Raw genomic sequence first — 18,579 nt, 5'->3', positions numbered from 1 at the left:
CCCGCAGTTCACTGGTGGTTGGTCGAAGGCGTTGTCACTTATTAATCACTCAATTTAATGAAGCAAGAAGACAAAAAACTACCCCAGCCTCTCCACCCTCGTCTCCCCCTCCACCATCGACAGCTGATACAGCGAAAACGACCGCTGTTTCTCAATCAAATTCGCCAGTTCCGGCGAGTGGCTGGTGAGCCAAATTTGTGAGTAGTGGCTGGCCTCGGCGATTAAGCTCGCCAGCGCGGGCAGCATCTGCGGGTGCAGGCTGTTTTCCGGTTCGTTCAACGCGATAAAGGCCGGTGGGCGTGGGCTTAACAGCGCTACCGCCAGGCACAGGAAGCGCAGCGTCCCGTCGGAAAACTCCGCCGGTTCCAGCGGCCTGCTCAGCCCCTCGCGCTGCATCATCATGCGAAAACGTCCGCCGGTGTTGTCGCTGTAAAACTCGCAGCCGGGGAAGGCCTGGTCGAGAATGCGCATCAGCAACATTTCATCGCCAATCTCGACAATGGTCTGAAATGCGGCCGCCAGGTTGGCGCCGTCGCTGGCCAGTACCGGGGAGCGGAAACCGACCTGCGGGGCACGCATCGCCGAGCCGGATGAGACGGAAAATTCATGATAAAAGCGCCAGTTACGCAGGGACTCGCGCATCTGCGACACTTCCGGGTAGAGATGCGGTTCACCGAGCTGCCCGAACACCGATTCGTTTTCATACAGCGTGCCGCTGTGAGTCACTTTTTCGTGGTGCACGTTGTTGAGAAACACCGCCTGATTCCTGCGCTTCATCAGCTGTGATGAAGGGCGACGGCGCTGACCGGTAAGCCAGATGGACTCTTCTTTAATGACTGGATCGAGCTGAAACTGGGAGGGATAGGGCAGTTGCTCGACAAAGCCCACCTGCAGCTCGTACTCGTAAGTGTCCGTTTCCACCGCGAGGTTCATCCGCCGGAGCTGGTCGCTACGGGTCTTACCTGCCCAGAACACCTTCAGAATACCGCCTTCATTTGCCAGCGCCTGGGAGAACTGCCCCTGCGCCGCGCTGTGCATCAGGTATATCGCCTTGTAGATATTCGATTTCCCGGTACCGTTGGGGCCGAAGACGATATTGAGCGCTTCCAGTTCCAGCGACATGTCGCGAATCGAGCGGTAGTTTTGGATATGCAGGCTTTTGATCACAGGCAGGCTCCTTTTTTGCACTGTAGGCCTGTATATAATTACAGTCTTTAAGGTTAAATGCAAAAAAAGAGACGACAGTGAGGGTGTCGTCTAAACGGGGTACTGCTTTGGGCCTCTGAGGGTCAATGGGGCCTTCGCATTTTTATGATCACTTGACTGCCAGACGCAGACCCAAATCATCAGGATAGGGATCAAAGTAGTTTTGCGTCATCAGATACCGGTCAGGGTATTCGGCCAGGTAGTGCTTCAGCAGCGTGATCGGCGCGAGGATGGGCAACTGCCCGTTACGGTAGTGCAGGATCACGTCGCGAAGTTCGCCGCGCTGGCGGCTGTTGAGCTGGTTACGGAAATACCCCTGAATATGCATCAACACGTTGGTGTGATTTTTCCGCGAGGCAGGTTTTTTCAGGATGGTCATCAGCTTTTCGCGGTACGCCACAAAGAAGGCGTCCAGATCTTCCCACTCGTGCAGCGTGGCAACGAACGGGCCGATTTCACGATAACCCGCCTGATGGTGCGCCAGCAGCTGAAGTTTGTAGCGGCTGTGGAAATCTAATAGCGCACGGCGCGTCAGACCCTGGGCGCGCAGTGTGTTCAGTTCATGAAGCGCGAAAACACGCTCAACAAAGTTTTCCCGCAACACCGGATCGTGCAGGCGGCCATCTTCTTCCACGGGTAACCACGGCAGGGTTTCAAGGAGGGTGGCAGTGAACAGCCCGACACCCTCCTTGCGGCCCCGGTTGCCGTTTTCATCATACAGCCGCACGCGTTCCATGCCGCAGCTGGGGGATTTTGCACAGACGATAAATCCCGCCAGATCGCCGATTTTAGGCAGATAATCTGCCGTAAAGTCAGCCATCTTTTGCGTAACGTCTTCGTGCGGGGCGTGGCTAAAACGCATCTGGGTTTCACCGCTGTCCGTCACGATAAGACGCAGTGCAGGGCGTGGCGTCGGCAAGCCGATGGCCATCTCAGGGCAGACGGGCCTGAAATTCACCCACTGGGCCAGTTCGTCCATGACAAAGCCCATACGCTTATGTCCGCCGTCGAAGCGAACGGCGGAACCGGTCAAACATCCGCTAATACCGATTACAGGTTTCATTGTCATGGTGTGTGTCTCCAGTTCGTATATCTAAAACTTACACAACATTAGTAATTTGTCCAAGTATTGGCGGAGTTATTTTTTATTATCCTTTAAAATCAATGCGGCTTAACTGCCCTTGTAGGTCGAGTAGCCGTACTGGCTCAGCAGAAGCGGGATGTGAAGTTTCTCGTTGGTTCGGGTCACGGTAAATAGCACTGGGATCTCCGGGAAGAAGGTGTCCAGCTTTTTGCCGTGGAAGTAATCAGCGGTTTTAAAGGTCACTTTATACACGCCTGGCTGCATGTCCTGATCCTGCGGATAGAGTGATTTGATACGTCCGTCGTGGTCGGTTTTGCCGCTGGCAATCTGGGTCCATGTGTTCTGCTGCTGCTGCTTCTCCAGCGTGACGGTAACGTCAGATGGCGGCATCCCGGTTTGCTGGTCGAGAATATGTACGCTCAGGGTGCCGGCAGGGGCGCTAAACGCGGCAGGAGTAAAGGCCATGGCGGCCAGCATCAGCAGAGGGGTTGTTTTTTTCATTGTGTTTTCCTGTGGGGTTGTCAGTCACAGGAAAACGTTAGCATTTGCGGGACGGAAAAATATTCAACTTTTCGTGAAGTTTACCGCAGGAGAAAATAATCAGAGGATAATCACTTCAAGGGATACCTGCTGCTGCCACTGTGCCACCTGCTTTTTCCGTGCGGCGGTCAGTTTACCGCTGGTCACCAGAAGCCATTTGCGCTCGGGGAAAATCTCAGGCGCCAGTGACGTGGAGGGGGTAGGCAAAATATCGATACGGTGTCCTTGTCCGGTACGCGTCAGGGCCTCGAGCCAGATTTCACATGGGTCATTCAGGTACCAGCCACTAAGCAGGATGTTATCACCCGGCGCTTTTTTGTCGCCTTCAAGGCAGAACGAGGCGTAGGCGATGATAATACCGTCGAGGATCTCGCGCAGGGTCATGGCGGCAGGGATGTTGGCTGACATCTGGCTGCGCAACGGACGCAGCACATTTGCAACCAGCTCTGGCCTGGGGTATTCGCGGCCAGCGTCGTAAATCATCTGGCGCAGGGACTCAATTTTCCCGTCCTGCAGGCGTTGCAGCATGGTCTCAAGCAACGTTTGCCAGTTGTTGGTCCGGCGCGGGACGGGGCGTTCCAGTAGCGGTTTGACCTGGCCGATGGGCACGCCTTTTTTCACCCAGTCGAGGATTTTCAGTGCCTGCTGGACGTCCTCATCACTGTACTGGCGATGGCCGCCCTCCGTGCGCTGTGGCTTGAGTAAACCATAGCGACGTTGCCATGCCCGCAGCGTCGTGGCGGTGATCCCGCTGAGTCTGGCGAATTCGCCGATGGAGTAAGCCATGTCCGTGTCCAGAGTGGAGGAATACTCTCAATATACTACGAATTTTCCCTCACGGGATGAAGCGCCGTAACGGTGCACTACACTTTACTTCCAACCGTGCAAATGAAAGGAATTCTCATGAAACTATGGCCTGTTGTGACGGGTGTCGCCATTGCCCTGACTCTGGTGGCCTGCAAATCCCCTACGCCACCGAAAGGCGTAAAGCCCATTTCAAATTTTGAAGCCAGCCGCTATCTCGGCAAGTGGTATGAAGTCGCCCGCCTGGAAAACCGCTTCGAACGAGGTCTGGAGCAGGTGACCGCCACCTATGGCGAGCGCAGCGACGGTGGCATCAGCGTGCTTAACCGGGGTTTCGACCCGGTCAAAAACAAGTGGAATGAGAGTGAAGGCAAAGCGTACTTTACCGGCGAACCGACGACGGCAGCGCTGAAGGTGTCGTTCTTCGGCCCCTTCTACGGCGGCTATAACGTGATCAAGCTGGACGATAAGTACCAGTATGCGCTGGTGAGCGGCCCGAACCGCGACTATCTGTGGATCCTGTCTCGCACGCCGACGATTCCGGATGCCGTGAAACAGGACTACCTGAATACCGCACGCAGTCTGGGCTTCAAGGTTGATCAGCTGGTGTGGGTTAAGCAGTGAAGATCGTGCTTTCTTCGTAGGGTTTTACTGGCTCGCCTGGATAGACTTCCGTTAAAAGCTCAACGGGAGACGACGACATGAACTGGCAGCCTTTTCGCGGCGACGCACCGGAAAATATGACCATTTTCAGTGCGTCATTTCCGGATATTAGCGACCAGTGGCCGATGAAGGACGACACTGCCCGTGAGATCAATTCGATTAATCGGGCGTTGAAAGCCGACCCGGCGCTTCGTCCTCCGTTGATTGAATACGAAGAGGGGGGACAGGCCGTGCTTGTCCCACAGAACCGTTATTCCGGGCAAGCCTACCGCAATCGTCCGGCGCTCACCGCGTGGCGTACCCGGCTGGTTCCCTCTGCGCTGGCGCTTTTTGTGGTGCAAAACCCGCTGGAGGAGCGCCTGCCAGACGGAACCCGAATGGACAGCGACAGCCGCCAGTGGTTTATCCATGCGAACGATGCCATTGGTGTGCGCTCCCGTGCAAAAGTACTGGCTGCGATGGTGGATAAATACATCCGCAACGGGAACGATAACAATTGGGTGAGCCTGGCGAGCGGGGCTGCAATTCCCGTGCTGGAGGCGCTGCGCGAGGCGAAGCTCGACGGCCAGCAGGTGTATCTGACGCTGGTGGATAAAGACCCTGTGGCGCTCAGTTGGGCCGAAACCATGGCGGCGCAGGAAGGTATTATCGTGGGTGAACAGCTGACCCTGCTCAGGCGCAACTTGCTCCATACGCTGGTGCGTAACGAAGATTTATTGCATGAGCTGGGCGAGCATCAGGCCGAACTGGTGGATGCGCTGGGAATTTTCGACTATTTCAACGATGCCGATGCGGTGATTTTTCTCCAGCGTGCGCTGCGGCTGATAAAGCCCGGCGGGGCGGTGATTGTCTCGAATATGCTGGCCAGCAGCCCACAAATCGATTTTATTTTGCGCTGTATCGGCTGGGAGGATATTTATCCGCGGACGCTCCGGCAGCTGCAGGATATTCATATCGCGGCAGGCGTGCCGGTGGAAAATGTCACCGTGGTGGTCCCGAAAGACGGGGTGTATGCGGTGATGGAGATTAAGGTGGGGGATGACAAACCGCACGGTCAGTTCCCTCTCCCTGAGGGAGAGGGCTAGGGTGAGGGGGGACAGGGCGCTACAATATTTACCGTTCCTCAGTTGTTCGGTTTACCCGAACAACTACCATGAAGGATTAGCTGGTTTCTTTATTCTCAATGTCTGTTGGGGATTCTTGCTTTTCATGCTCTATCTGCTGACCAGTTTCCTGCACCAACTTCCGGGCCATTTCCTTGATACGCTCTCGACTTTCACAGGTTCGAGAGTTTATTACTTCATTTAAGGTCTTCATTTTATTGCCTCCATGCTTCTGGATACTTGATTTAATCGCTGCGCTCTATAATGATCCCCCTCATGAAAATCGAATCTGCACACCCCTCACACTTCGAACGTCTCGTCACAGTCTGGGAGTCTTCCGTTCGTGCCACCCATCACTTTTTACAGGAAAGTGATATTGCGGCGCTGCGCCCGTTATTGCTCAATGCCTATCTGCCCAATCTCAAGGTTATGATTGCCCGTGATGAAGCGGGTGTTATTCATGGCTTTTTAGGCGTCGATGAAAACCGCATTGAAATGCTGTTTGTGGATGATGCGAGCCGGGGAAAAGGCGTAGGGAAATTGCTGCTGAACTATGCCATTGCGCATTTTGGTGCGAATGAAGTGGATGTAAACGAGCAAAACCCGCAGGGCGTTGCGTTTTATCAGCATATGGGGTTTGTGCAGGTGGGGCGCTCAGAACTGGACGGACAAGGGAATGCATTTCCGTTGTTGCATATGAAGCTCCGGGATTAGCGCTTAGCCTGCTTATCCCATTTTACTAAGCCGATGATATCTTTCTCTCCTTCGGCTTCTTTCTGCAGGCGCTGCTTTTTTTCAAACGCCATGTATTCTGAGCATGCCTTTTCATCAGCCGCTTTCTTGCTGATTTTACCTGCCCCTTCTAAAACGTCCCGGTCGTTAAATTGCAGGAACTGATCGAGTTTGGTTTGCCAGTCTCGTAAAAATACCTGCTTGCGGCGTTTGGCCTGATCTTCAGCAAAATCGAGCCACATATTCACGACGCGATTTAGTTCGCTTACTTCATCTTGCGACAAATAATTTTTAGCGGTGGTGACATCGCATTTGCTGACTTCTTCGCCTTTATAGCTGGTCAGTCCCATATGCGGTTGAGTGGCGTCTGCACGTTGGTGAATCAACTCAGCAGCGGTATGACCCGTGCAGGCAAAATGCAGTTTATTCTGGATGGTCTGGAAGAACTGGGTGGTTTCTTTAAGCGATGGTTGGTAATCAGCGGCTAACGCAAAAATCTCCTTCACGCGGAGATACACCCGGCGTTCGCTGGCTCGAATGTCGCGAATGCGTTCCAGCATTTCATCGAAATAGTCAGGTACGGCGGATGATCCGACAGGCGGATTCTTCAGGCGCTCGTCGTCCATAACGAAACCTTTTACCAGATATTCCTGGAGCGTTTGGGTAGCCCACTGGCGGAATTGGATGCCGCGAGGCGAACGAACACGGTACCCCACAGCAAGTATTGCTTCGAGGGTGTAGTGATCTATCTCTCTGGACACGTTACGTTTTCCTTCCTGGCGAACTATCCGGAATTTCCGGATAGTTGAATGTTGATCAATTTCACCCTCGGAAAATATATTCATAAGATGCTCATTGATGGTTCGAACATCTTTACCGTACAGATCGGCCATTGCTGCCTGGGATAACCAGATTGTGTCTGATTCGAAGCGACATTCGACACGTACTCTTCCGTCACCGCTGGAAAACATAATAAATTCGCCTACCGGAGATTGGATTACGTCTTTATCTACCATGTCGCCTCCACACCTTCAACGTCTAACCCTATAAGCACGTAGTATGCCAGAAACAACTGCTAAACCAGGTGGTTTGTATTTGATTTTTCGAGGAGCTTTCCAGGAAATTGAGTTTTAATCGCGGCAAGCGCTTCCTCTATCTGAATAAGCTTTGCCTTCGTCCGTTTGTAATCATCCTGCAACCTTTGCTCCTGCTCGTTATAAGCCATCAGAACGATGCACCCTTTCATGACCTTTACCGTGACCTGCTTTCCGGTATCAAAACCCGCGGCACGTAGCCATTTGCCGGAAAGGATAATTTTCGGCGTGGATTTGTCGAAAACATTCGGGCGGTATCCCACAATTAACGAACGCTCGGTTCCGGACTGGTCGGTGTCTGGGTTAGAATGCGAATCAGCCATAATCAACTCCTTGATAGTTGGTGAGGTTAGACGCTCCGGTTGTGTTCCCGCACATCGGGGCGTTGCAAAGACAGGAGGTATAGGTGGCCTCCTATGTGTGTGAGATTAAATGGATAGGTGGCGTCATGTCAATCATATCGCGCGAAAAAAAACCAAAAGGCGGCGGACAGTCTCCGCAATTTAAGATGCGTATTGATCCGGCATTGAAGGAACAGTTGGATGCTGTAGCGGCTGAGGAAGGAGTGAGTCTCGCCAGCTGGCTGAAGGAGCTGGCGAGGGATGCATTGAGATCTAAAGGAATTGAACCTAACGGTTAGAGATAATATTCAAAAATTCAATCATCATTAAAGCCTATAATGTGAAACTCTGCGCCTGAAGATTTTATTGCATTGTCGGAACTAACTAACAGTACGTCTAATTGTCTTTTGATATTATTATTATGTGATTTCAAATAATAGCTCTTAGTTGTATGGGGCTGTATAACTATCACACGGGTTTTTATTTTATTAGGGTTGGCGTTTAAAGTTGTAAGTTTATTTAAAAAATCAGAAGATTGTATTAATTTATTTTCATGCCAACACATTTTATTTTTAGAATTAGCAGCCCTTTCAGTTAGATCCTGAATGAGGTTTTTACGATTTGAGTATCTAAGGTTTTTTACTGCTTGACTCAAAACAATATCATGAGCACCAACAGATATTCTTCTACCACTGCTAATACTATTGGCTGCTTTTATATGAATCAGAGATACTATAGTCGTTCCAAGATACTCATCGATATGAATAAAATCTGCTTTTTCTCCCGCGCCATCGTCGCAATATAACCAACCTGTAGGTTTTTCAGTAGTATTGAAATTTTCGTAAGTATTCCAACGACTATTCCATCTATTCCTTACCCAGCAAAAAAGAGAATCCTGCATTCCTATCATGCTTAAATCGAGTTTTTCTGACACTAAAGGTTTCTCTTTACAGATATCAAATTTCTCGAAGTCAGCCCAAATGAACCTATTATATTCAACATCTTTATAATCGGTTTTAAAAATCCATGTATTTACTATCGCATGACCGGACTCATACCAACACTTAATTAATTCAGGGTATTTAAGAATCTTAGCGTAATTATTGAGTATATCTTTTTTTTGTGGAATTGGATGGAGGCTACAAATCTCAAAAGAAACTTCATATTCTTTTATTATTAACTTTACGCTAATATCGCCGCAATGAACATTTTCATAAAAAACTTTTAGTGAAAAGGATGAGCCTATGTTAGGCGAGATTTCAGTCTTATATTTCTTGGAAATCTTTCTTAGTAATTCAGATTTTGTAATGCTCATTTCGTAAGGAACGAAATCGTGATCAAGCACGGAAAAATCATAAGCATCTTTTACGCCTGTTAACTCATTTATTGGGCTAGCTAAAATGCCTATTGGCGAAAGGTTGTTTTGGTCGTTAGAGTTTAGCATGTCCAATATTTCGATAACATTTTTTTCAAAAGTTTCCCAATCTTTACATGGACCTTTCCAAATAGATGACTTAAAGGGATTTAGCCCTATTGTTTTATTATTGATACCAATTTCGGTTCGCACAGCAGACATCATGTAAGATTGATCCTCTAAAGGATCTAAAGATTCTGCTACACTATTGCCGCCCAATACTTTTGAATCAGCCTTAAAAGTATTCTTTCCATGTATACCTAACAACCATAACATCTTGATATTATCTTCATTAATAAATAAGTGATTTAATTTAGATATTTCAACAGGATGTAAGTATGGCAGTGATGTGCTTTTAAAATACTCCCTTATCGAGTCTTTCATTCCTTTTTCTGAAAAATAAAATGCCACATAACTACCAAGGTTAAAAGTCAAAGCAACATGATTTTCTGTATCATGAATATCATTTCTGCTGGTCCAGCTTGGAATTTTTTTTATAGAGTAAGGAGAAATAAATAATGTGGAATCATTAATTAGTTCAGTTGATAATGGGTATTTTAATATATCTCCTTCATTATAAATTTTAGTATCTATAATTTGCATTATAGTTTCATGTATAAATTTAGGCGTGTAGTTTGATTTATTAAAACCAACTAAAACAGAGAAAAAAGGCGAAAGATGTTCCTTTTGAATATCGTTCATAACGATCTCATTAATTATAGGAAGTGAGAAATGAGATGTATATATGAATTTTTAGAATGATCTAGTGATGTCCATCACATATGAAAAGAATTTTGGCGGAAGATCACAGGAGTCGAACCTGCCCGGGAACGCTGGCGTCCCCAACTGGATTTGAAGTCCAGCCACCTCACCGGAGATGACGATCTTCCGCGCCTGCATTGCTACATGGAGGCGGGGCGCATTATAGCTACTTTCAGGCATTTACCACATACCCCGGCACACTTTTTTCACCTCTCTTTTGACCTTAACACCCCTGTTTCAGTTAATTCCTAAGAAAATCCTCAGGTTAGCATTTCGTGCTCGTCAATATTTACCGCGATCACAAAAAACAAGAAACGTAACCAGCTAACCAGAAAACGCAATACCCGCTCCTGAAACAATGGTTTAAAAATCTGTAACCGGTCTCAGCGCCCCCTACAGCGTGAAGGATAAAAAAATGAGCGACGTATTGTCAGTAAAAGAGAAGATTGGCTACGGCATGGGTGACGCCGCCAGTCACATCATCTTCGATAACGTTATGTTGTACATGATGTTTTTCTATACCGATATCTTCGGTATTCCTGCCGGGTTTGTCGGCACGATGTTCCTGCTGGCACGTGCGCTGGATGCGATTTCGGACCCGTGCATGGGCCTGATCGCTGACCGCACCCGCAGCCGCTGGGGTAAATTCCGGCCGTGGATACTGTTCGGTGCTATCCCGTTCGGCATTGTCTGCGTGCTGGCCTACACCACGCCGGACCTCAGCCTCAACGGCAAAATGATCTATGCCGCCATTACCTACACGCTGCTGACGCTGCTCTATACCGTGGTTAACATCCCTTATTGCGCGCTGGGCGGTGTGATCACCAACGACCCGACGCAGCGTATCTCCCTGCAGTCCTGGCGCTTTGTGCTGGCGACCGCGGGCGGCATGCTCTCGACGGTACTGATGATGCCGCTGGTTAACCTGATTGGTGGCGATGACAAAGCGTTCGGTTTCCAGGGTGGGATAGCTGTGCTGTCGGTGGTCGCGTTTCTGATGCTGGCGTTCTGCTTCTTCACCACCAAAGAGCGCATCCAGGTGCCGCCGAGCACCACCTCCATGCGCGAAGACCTGCGAGATATCTGGCACAACGACCAGTGGCGTATTGTTGGTGTGCTGACCATTCTTAATATCCTCGCCGTCTGCGTGCGTGGCGGCGCGATGATGTACTACTGCACCTGGATCATGGGCTCACCGGAAATCTTTGTCGCGTTCCTCACCACCTACTGTGTCGGCAACCTGATTGGCTCTGCGCTGGCGAAACCGCTCACCGACTGGAAATGCAAGGTCAGCATCTTCTGGTGGACTAACGCCGCCCTGGCAGTGGTCAGCGTGGCGATGTTCTTCGTTCCCATGCATGCCACTGTAGTGATGTTCACCTTCATCTTTGTGATTGGGGTGTTGCATCAGCTGGTGACGCCGATCCAGTGGGTCATGATGTCCGATACCGTCGACTACGGCGAATGGACAAACGGCAAGCGTCTTACCGGCATCAGCTTCGCGGGCACGCTGTTTGTGCTGAAACTCGGCCTGGCGCTGGGCGGGGCGATGATCGGCTGGATGCTGGCAGGGGGGGGTTATGACGCCGCAGCTAAAACCCAGAACAGCGCGACCATCAGCATCATTATCGGCCTGTTCACCCTGGCCCCGGCGGTCTGCTATGTGCTGAGCGCCATCATCGCCAAACGCTACTACACCCTGAAAACGCCTTTCCTGACCAAAATCATGAGCGAGCTGGCACACGGCGCGCGCCGCAATCAGCAGGAGTTTGACAACCTGCCGGTGAGTAAAGAATTACAGAACTAAGAGGACGATAGTATGAAAATCAGTGATGGAAACTGGCTCATTCAACCGGGCCTGAACGTCACCTGCCCGGTTCATGTGTTCGATGTAGAGCAGCAGGGCAATGACCTTGTGGTGTACGTGGCGCCGCGTGATGTACGAGAACGTACCTGGCAGCTTGATACCCTGATGTTCACCGTCCGTCTTTTCTCCCCTCAGGAAGGGATTGTCGGCGTGCGTATCGAGCACTTCCAGGGCGCGCTGAACAACGGCCCGCACTATCCTCTGAATGTCATCAAAGAGGTGAACGTTGAGATTGAAAACAATGCCGAATTTGCTGAGCTGAAAAGCGGTCACCTCAGCGTGCGCGTCACCAAAGGCGAGTGCTGGGCGCTGGATTTTCTGCGCAACGGACAGCGTATTACCGGCAGTCAGCTGAAAAACAACGGTTACGTGCAGGATACCCGTACCGATCGTCATTATGTTTTTGAGCGTCTGGATCTGGGCGTAGGTGAAACGGTCTACGGCCTCGGTGAGCGCTTTACCGCGCTGGTGCGTAACGGCCAGACGGTCGAGACCTGGAACCGCGACGGCGGCACCAGTACCGAGCAGTCATACAAAAATATCCCGTTCTATCTGACCAACCGCGGCTACGGGGTGCTGGTGAACCACCCGGAAAACGTGTCGTTTGAAATTGGCTCCGAGAAGGTCTCCAAAGTGCAGTTCAGCGTGGAAGGTGAATATCTCGAGTACTTTGTGATAGACGGCCCGACGCCAAAAGAGGTCCTGAACCGTTATACGCGCTTCACCGGGCGTCCGGCACTGCCGCCCGCGTGGTCATTCGGCCTGTGGCTGACCACGTCGTTCACCACCAACTACGATGAAGCCACGGTGAACAGCTTTATTGATGGCATGGCGGAGCGCGACCTGCCGCTGCATGTCTTCCACTTCGACTGCTTCTGGATGAAGGCCTTCCAGTGGTGTGATTTTGAGTGGGACCCGGTGACCTTCCCGGATCCGGAAGGGATGATCCGCCGCCTGAAGGAGAAAGGGCTGAAGGTTTGCGTGTGGATTAACCCGTACATCGGCCAGAAGTCGCCGGTATTTCGCGAACTGAAAGAGAAGGGCTACCTGCTCAAGCGCCCGGACGGCTCCCTGTGGCAGTGGGACAAGTGGCAGCCGGGGCTGGCGATTTATGACTTCACTAACCCGGACGCGTGCCGGTGGTATGCCGACAAGCTGAAAGGCCTGGTGGATATTGGCGTCGACTGCTTTAAGACCGACTTTGGCGAGCGCATCCCGACGGACGTCCAGTGGTTTGACGGTTCCGATCCGCAGAAGATGCACAACCACTACGCATACCTTTATAACGAACTGGTGTGGAACGTACTGAAAGAAACGGTGGGCGCGGATGAGGCGGTGCTGTTTGCCCGCTCGGCGTCGGTAGGTGCGCAACAGTTCCCGGTGCACTGGGGTGGCGACTGTTACGCCAACTACGAGTCGATGGCGGAAAGCCTGCGCGGCGGGCTGTCGATTGGTCTGTCCGGCTTTGGCTTCTGGAGCCATGACATCGGTGGATTTGAGAACACCGCGCCGGCACACGTCTACAAACGCTGGTGCGCGTTTGGGCTGTTATCCAGCCACAGCCGCCTGCATGGCAGCAAATCTTACCGCGTACCGTGGGCGTACGATGATGAGTCCTGTGATGTGGTGCGTCACTTCACTCAGCTGAAATGTCAGATGATGCCGTATCTCTATCGCCAGGCTGCCCTGGCTCGCGAGTATGGCACACCGATGCTGCGGGCGATGATGCTGGAGTTCCCGGACGATCCGGCATGCGATTACCTCGACCGTCAGTACATGCTGGGGGAGTCGGTGATGGTAGCCCCGGTGTTTTCTGAGGCCGGTGACGTGCAGTTTTATCTGCCGGAAGGGCGCTGGACCCATCTCTGGCATAACGATGAAATCAAGGGCAGCCGCTGGCATAAACAGCAGCATGATTTCCGCAGCCTGCCGGTCTATGTGCGCGATAACACCCTGCTGGCGTTGGGCAACAATCAACAGAAACCGGACTACGCCTGGAACGAGGGAACAGCTTTCCAGCTGTTTAACCTGGGCGATGGCGCGATGGCGGTGAGCGAAGTGCCTGCGGCGGACGGTTCTGTGGCATTTACGCTGAAAGCCACACGCAGTGGCGACACCGTGACCATTACCGGCACAGGTGACGCGCGAACCTGGTCGGTCTGCTTGCGCAACGTGCAGAAACTGAGTGGCGTAAAAGGCGGCTCAGAGGCCGGGAGCGAGTGGGGCGTGGTGGTGAAAGCGGAGGGTAATGAGGTGGTGGTACACCTTTAATTTTCCTCACCCTGACCCTCTCCCCAACGGGGGGAGGGTTTGCTTCCTCTTCCTTTCAGGGAGAGGGCTGGGGCGAGGATAGTGTCGACACCTCTCCCCCCGTCATCGTCTGTTGCACCTGCTGTTTATCCATATTTACCGCATTCAGTTTCCCGTTAACCGTCGGCTTCAGCGGTGCGTTGGCCTGCACGCTGCCGCTGGCGGTTAGCTGGATATTGCCATCACCGCCAATGGGCAGCGCCGGCCAGCCCCACGCCTGCAGCACGTTGAGCGGCACGCCGCGTCCGTTCAGGCTGATTGTGGTCTGCCGTGGCGGAAGCTGTGAAACCGTCGCCGTGGCTTCCAGAATGTCTTTTTCGGTGAAAGCACTCAGGTCGGTAATGTTTACCGTTGAGGCGTTAGCGTTCAGCGCCAGCGACGGACGACGCACGTCCACGCGGTTAAAGGTCGCCGCCGCGCCGTTCAGCGTTGCGCTGCCACCCCATACGCCCCACTGGCGATCTTTCGCCAGCTGCAGGTTCGCGCCATAGCCATCAAGAGAGGTGATTTGCCACGGGAAGGCCGGGTCGATATCGATAACCAGGTTGCGGCTCAGGCCGAATTTTTTCAGCGTCAGGCTGTTCAGCCATTCCGGTAACGGCTCCATCCACAGCGTTTTCCAGTTCTGCGGCAGGGTGTATTCCAGCCCGGCGATGGCGACATCGTCCAGCACCAGCGCGTTACCCTCGCGCAGCCAGTTGCCGGAAGCACGTACCATGCCGCCCTCCCAGCGGGAGGTAAACTGGCGCAGCGCCACGCCTTGCGGGGAGAACTCCGCATTCATGATCGGGTCGAACAGATGCAGAGAGCCATAAATAAACTCGCTGGCGTTCATGGACAAACGCCCCTCCTGACTTTGCCAGTCGCCTTTGCTGAGCGTCAGGTTGCGCAGGCTTAAATCGAGATCGGTCACCGCCCAGTCCGGCCCCTGCAGGCGTGCGTCAGTCACTTCCAGACGGCCAATCTGCAGCGAGGGAATGGTGGTCAGAGGCGCGAAGAAATCCACCAGTGACTTATCGCTTTGCAGGCGGATCTCATTCAGACGCATGGTGTCGATAATCCAGCTGCCGTCAGCGTTGCGCAGGGCGGACCCGGTGAGCGAACCGCGCGCCATATCGGCACCAATGGTGTTCAGCACCACCTCTTTGCCGTTGAGCTGCCCCTGGATCAGCACGTTGGTGGCCGGCACGCCGTTCAGGGTAAGTGAGCCTGCGCTCACCTGGATCTGTGCGTTTTTACCCAGCACATTGCCTGCTTCTGGCTGCCACGGGCTGACGCCGCCCGTCACTTTCTGTGCGCTGAGATCCCATTCCGTATTGGGGCTGTTAAAGGCCATGTTGTTCAACTGCAAACGGTCCGCCTGGAACGGGAGCGGTGCCGTCTGAGGAGAAAGATTAAGCGTGCCATCGAACAGGGTAATGGTGTCCATGTGCAGCGGATCGGTGACCTGACGGCTACTCAGACCAATATCGACTTTCCTGGCCACCAGCGTGGCGGGTTTACCGTCGCGGCCAAACGTGACGTTTTCCAGAATGATGTGGGAAGGTGACGAAAAGCGGTGATCCATCAGGTCGAAATTGAGTTCGTAATCGGTATTCACCGTTATCCAGTTGCTGGCCTGAGATGCTCCCCAGCGGGTCTGGAGCAGAATATAGAGCGCCAGCACCACAACGAGCAGGGCCACCAGAAGATAGACGAGTACCTTTCCAATAAATTTCATGGTCTTCCATCCCGCGAAACGCACATAAGGGAGTTATGCACGATTTATGCGCAATGCTCAAGGCGGGAATGGTGTAAAGAGATGTCACGGCAGGCGTTGACAGCCTGCCGTGAGGGCGATCAATTTTTCTCAGGCGGGAAAACGAGGTTCAGAACAATCGCGGTGATACCGCCTGCCGCAATGCCGGAAGAGAGCAGGTTTTTCACCCAGTCCGGGGCAAACTGCAGGATCAGCGGTTGCTGTGAAACACCCAGACCCACGGCCAGCGACAGGGCAATGATCATGATGGCGCGGCGGTTCAGCGGTTCGCGAGAGACGATACGTACACCGGAAGCCGCGATGGTCCCGAACATCACCAGCGTTGCGCCGCCCAGCACCGGTTCAGGTATATGCTGCACAAAACCGCTTACCGCTGGGAACAGGCCGAGGACGATCAGCATCAGTGCCACCACAAAACCGACGTAGCGGCTGGCAACGCCAGTCAGCTGGATCACGCCGTTGTTCTGGCCGAAGCAGGAGTTCGGGAAGGTGTTGAAGACCGCAGAGACAAACGAGTTCAGGCCGTTCGCCAGCACGCCGCCTTTCAGGCGTTTCATATACAGCGGGCCGGAGACCGGCTGCTCGGAGACATCAGACGTGGCGGTGATATCGCCAATCGTCTCCAGCGAGGTGATCATAAAGACCAGCATCAGCGGCAGCAGCAGACCCCAGTCAATGCCCAGGCCGTAGTACAGCGGCGTTGGAATGGTGATCAGCGCACTGTTGGTCTGCGGGGTGTTCTCCGGCAGCATACCCAGCGCCCAGGCCAGCAGATAACCGGCCGCCATGGCGATCACCAGCGATGCCACACGCAGATACGGGTTACGCTGACGGTTTAGCAGAATAATGATTGCCAGCACCACGCCGGCCAGCAGCAGGTTTTTCGGTGCACCAAAAGTGTGGTCGCTCATTGCCGCATAACCGCCACCGATGGAGGTCAGGCCAACCTGAATCAGCGACAGGCCAATGATCATCACCACCACGCCGGATACCAGCGGCGTGATCACGCGACGCGCCAGGTGCAGTACCCGGGAGATCACCATCTCGGTGCAGCTGGCCAGCATCAGCGTGCCAAACAGCGCCGCCATCATGGTCGGAACATCCGCGCCGCCGGTTTTGAGGGCTGTACCGCCCATGATCAGCGGTGCGACAAAGTTAAAACTGGTGCCCTGGATCGACAACAATCCAGACCCCACCGGGCCCCACGCTTTAATTTGAATAATGGACGCCACGCCGGAGGCAAAGAGGGACATACTGATGATGTGCTGTGTATCCTGAGCCGGTAAACCAAGCGCCTGGCAGATGAGCAGCGCCGGGGTGATCACCGCAACGAACATAGCCAGCAGGTGTTGGCAGGCGGCAAAGAGCGTCTGAGGAAGAGGCGGACGGTCTTCAAGGCGGTAAATCAGTTCGCTATTTTGCTTCTGCGCAATCGGTTGCGCATCGGAAGACTCAAGGGTGTTAACGGACATCGGCGGCAATCCCACGGTGGAAAAGCGGGCATTTTATCTGACCACCTGGTAAAAGCAAACGATTGCCAACAAAAAAAGACAAGAAAATCTGCCGCTGTGAGCAGGTTTTCTACAACCCATGGGGAAAAAAAATTACACTTTTTGCGCCGGCGGCTCATGACGAGCGCAAGCCGGCCCAGGATAACGCCGCGTGTGTATGGAACACGCGCATAACAGGAGCCTTTTATGATTCATCTCGATACGTTGTCGACCCTTGTTGCCGCAACGCTGGTCTTACTGCTTGGCCGTAAGCTCGTACACAGCGTTTCCCTTCTGAAGAAATACACCATTCCTGAACCTGTTGCCGGCGGACTGCTGGTGGCGCTGGCCCTGCTGGTGCTGAAGAAAAGCATGGGCTGGGAAATTGATTTTGATATGTCCCTGAAAGATCCGCTGATGCTGGCCTTCTTTGCCACCATTGGCCTGAATGCCAACCTGGCGAGCCTGCGGACGGGTGGTAAAGTGCTCGGCGTATTTCTGATCGTGGTGGTAGGGCTGCTAGTGATGCAAAACGCCATTGGTATCGGGATGGCCACGCTGTTGGGCCTGGATCCGCTGATGGGGCTGCTGGCCGGATCAATCACCCTCTCTGGTGGCCACGGTACCGGGGCGGCGTGGAGCAAGCTGTTTACTGAGCGCTACGGCTTTGAAAACGCCACCGAAGTGGCGATGGCCTGCGCCACCTTCGGTCTGGTGCTGGGCGGCCTGATCGGCGGGCCGGTGGCGCGGTATCTGGTGAAGCACTCTGGTACGCCAGACGGAAGACCGGACGATGAGCTGGTGCCCACTGCCTTTGAAAAACCCGACGTCGGACGCACCATCACTTCGCTGGTGTTGATTGAAACTATCGCGATGATTGCCATCTGCCTGACGGTGGGCAAAGTGGTTGCGCAATGGCTGGCAGGTTCAGCGTTCGAGCTCCCGACGTTTGTGTGCGTGCTGTTTGTTGGGGTGCTGCTGAGTAACGGTCTGGCGCTGATGGGCTTCTACCGCGTATTTGAACGTGCCGTATCGGTGCTTGGCAACGTCTGCCTGTCGCTGTTCCTGGCGATGGCCCTGATGAGCCTCAAGCTCTGGGAGCTGGCCTCACTGGCGCTGCCGATGGTGGCTATTCTGGCCGTTCAGGCGCTGTTTATGGCGTTCTACGCCATGTTTGTTACCTGGCGCATGATGGGCAAAAACTACGATGCAGCAGTGCTGGCGGCGGGGCATTGTGGGTTTGGTCTGGGGGCAACGCCGACGGCTATCGCCAACATGCAGGCGATCACAGAACGTTTTGGGCCTTCGCATATGGCGTTTCTGGTGGTTCCGATGGTCGGGGCGTTCTTCATTGATATCGTCAACGCGCTGGTGATCAAGCTTTACCTGATGCTGCCGATGTTTGCCTGA

The 18,579-nt window shown here is 53.1% G+C and carries 17 protein-coding genes and 1 tRNA gene; 7 read left to right on the top strand and 11 right to left on the bottom strand.

What is annotated here, in order from left to right:
• Window positions 1–78: 78 nt before the first annotated feature.
• The 4 genes from HV157_RS13700 to HV157_RS13685 form a co-directional block, all read right to left on the bottom strand.
• Window positions 79–1,167, bottom strand: coding sequence for an AAA family ATPase (locus tag HV157_RS13700; protein WP_025206503.1), 1,089 nt, complete (start codon window positions 1,165–1,167; stop codon window positions 79–81).
• Window positions 1,168–1,315: 148 nt separating this feature from the next.
• A complete protein-coding gene (locus HV157_RS13695; RefSeq protein WP_020882705.1) occupies window positions 1,316–2,275 on the bottom strand; it encodes a DUF523 and DUF1722 domain-containing protein in 960 nt (319 codons plus the stop codon).
• 102 nt (window positions 2,276–2,377) lie between these two features.
• Entirely contained in the window at window positions 2,378–2,791 is a 414-nt protein-coding gene (gene uraH, locus HV157_RS13690; protein WP_121340342.1) for a hydroxyisourate hydrolase, read from the bottom strand.
• Window positions 2,792–2,890: 99 nt separating this feature from the next.
• Window positions 2,891–3,616: a MerR family transcriptional regulator gene (locus tag HV157_RS13685; protein WP_014168030.1), complete on the bottom strand. Its 726-nt coding sequence runs from the start codon at window positions 3,614–3,616 to the stop codon at window positions 2,891–2,893.
• Window positions 3,617–3,733: 117 nt separating this feature from the next.
• Between HV157_RS13685 and HV157_RS13680 the strand changes: the two genes are divergently transcribed.
• On the top strand, window positions 3,734–4,258 hold the full coding sequence (locus HV157_RS13680; protein ID WP_020882704.1) for a lipocalin family protein: 525 nt from the start codon (window positions 3,734–3,736) through the stop codon (window positions 4,256–4,258).
• Window positions 4,259–4,335: 77 nt separating this feature from the next.
• Complete coding sequence (locus tag HV157_RS13675) at window positions 4,336–5,382, top strand: class I SAM-dependent methyltransferase (protein ID WP_040018368.1); 1,047 nt, start codon at window positions 4,336–4,338, stop codon at window positions 5,380–5,382.
• 76 nt (window positions 5,383–5,458) lie between these two features.
• Here the strand turns inward: HV157_RS13675 and HV157_RS13670 are convergent, their stop codons facing one another.
• Entirely contained in the window at window positions 5,459–5,614 is a 156-nt protein-coding gene (locus HV157_RS13670; RefSeq protein ID WP_153852750.1) for a hypothetical protein, read from the bottom strand.
• Window positions 5,615–5,676: 62 nt separating this feature from the next.
• Between HV157_RS13670 and HV157_RS13665 the strand changes: the two genes are divergently transcribed.
• Complete coding sequence (locus HV157_RS13665; protein ID WP_182268071.1) at window positions 5,677–6,114, top strand: GNAT family N-acetyltransferase; 438 nt, start codon at window positions 5,677–5,679, stop codon at window positions 6,112–6,114.
• Here HV157_RS13665 and rhuM read toward each other — a convergent pair.
• Window positions 6,111–7,148 (bottom strand): RhuM family protein, encoded by a 1,038-nt coding sequence (gene rhuM, locus HV157_RS13660; RefSeq protein ID WP_182268072.1) that lies wholly within the window; start codon window positions 7,146–7,148, stop codon window positions 6,111–6,113. The two genes, HV157_RS13665 and rhuM, sit on opposite strands and share 4 nt — an antisense overlap.
• A gap of 59 nt (window positions 7,149–7,207) precedes the next feature.
• A complete protein-coding gene (locus HV157_RS13655) occupies window positions 7,208–7,549 on the bottom strand; it encodes a SymE family type I addiction module toxin (RefSeq protein ID WP_182268073.1) in 342 nt (113 codons plus the stop codon).
• A 125-nt stretch (window positions 7,550–7,674) separates the two neighbouring features.
• Between HV157_RS13655 and HV157_RS13650 the strand changes: the two genes are divergently transcribed.
• On the top strand, window positions 7,675–7,866 hold the full coding sequence (locus HV157_RS13650; RefSeq protein WP_040019068.1) for a toxin-antitoxin system HicB family antitoxin: 192 nt from the start codon (window positions 7,675–7,677) through the stop codon (window positions 7,864–7,866).
• A gap of 17 nt (window positions 7,867–7,883) precedes the next feature.
• Here the strand turns inward: HV157_RS13650 and HV157_RS13645 are convergent, their stop codons facing one another.
• Window positions 7,884–9,683: a hypothetical protein gene (locus HV157_RS13645; RefSeq protein WP_182268074.1), complete on the bottom strand. Its 1,800-nt coding sequence runs from the start codon at window positions 9,681–9,683 to the stop codon at window positions 7,884–7,886.
• Window positions 9,684–9,776: 93 nt separating this feature from the next.
• Window positions 9,777–9,871 (bottom strand) — tRNA-Sec (locus tag HV157_RS13640).
• A 287-nt stretch (window positions 9,872–10,158) separates the two neighbouring features.
• On the opposite strand from HV157_RS13640, the gene HV157_RS13635 reads away from it, so the two are divergent.
• Complete coding sequence (locus tag HV157_RS13635) at window positions 10,159–11,550, top strand: glycoside-pentoside-hexuronide family transporter (RefSeq protein WP_020882700.1); 1,392 nt, start codon at window positions 10,159–10,161, stop codon at window positions 11,548–11,550.
• 12 nt (window positions 11,551–11,562) lie between these two features.
• Window positions 11,563–13,881 (top strand): alpha-xylosidase, encoded by a 2,319-nt coding sequence (gene yicI / locus HV157_RS13630; RefSeq protein WP_182268075.1) that lies wholly within the window; start codon window positions 11,563–11,565, stop codon window positions 13,879–13,881.
• A 55-nt stretch (window positions 13,882–13,936) separates the two neighbouring features.
• Here yicI and HV157_RS13625 read toward each other — a convergent pair whose 3' ends face one another.
• Together HV157_RS13625 and xanP are read right to left on the bottom strand one after the other, a co-directional pair.
• The gene (locus HV157_RS13625) at window positions 13,937–15,640 is read right to left on the bottom strand and encodes an AsmA family protein (protein ID WP_182268076.1); all 1,704 of its coding nucleotides are present in this window, start codon (window positions 15,638–15,640) and stop codon (window positions 13,937–13,939) included.
• A gap of 119 nt (window positions 15,641–15,759) precedes the next feature.
• Window positions 15,760–17,151 (bottom strand): xanthine/proton symporter XanP, encoded by a 1,392-nt coding sequence (gene xanP / locus HV157_RS13620; RefSeq protein WP_020882697.1) that lies wholly within the window; start codon window positions 17,149–17,151, stop codon window positions 15,760–15,762.
• A 225-nt stretch (window positions 17,152–17,376) separates the two neighbouring features.
• Here xanP and gltS point away from each other — a divergent pair, with 225 nt between their 5' ends.
• A complete protein-coding gene (gltS, locus tag HV157_RS13615) occupies window positions 17,377–18,579 on the top strand; it encodes a sodium/glutamate symporter (protein WP_014168040.1) in 1,203 nt (400 codons plus the stop codon).

The sequence above is a fragment of the Enterobacter sp. RHBSTW-00318 genome, from assembly GCF_014101375.1.
Lineage (GTDB): Bacteria > Pseudomonadota > Gammaproteobacteria > Enterobacterales > Enterobacteriaceae > Enterobacter > Enterobacter ludwigii.
The sequence above is the reverse complement of the archived record's forward strand: the minus strand, read 5'-3'. Positions and strand labels throughout refer to the sequence as shown.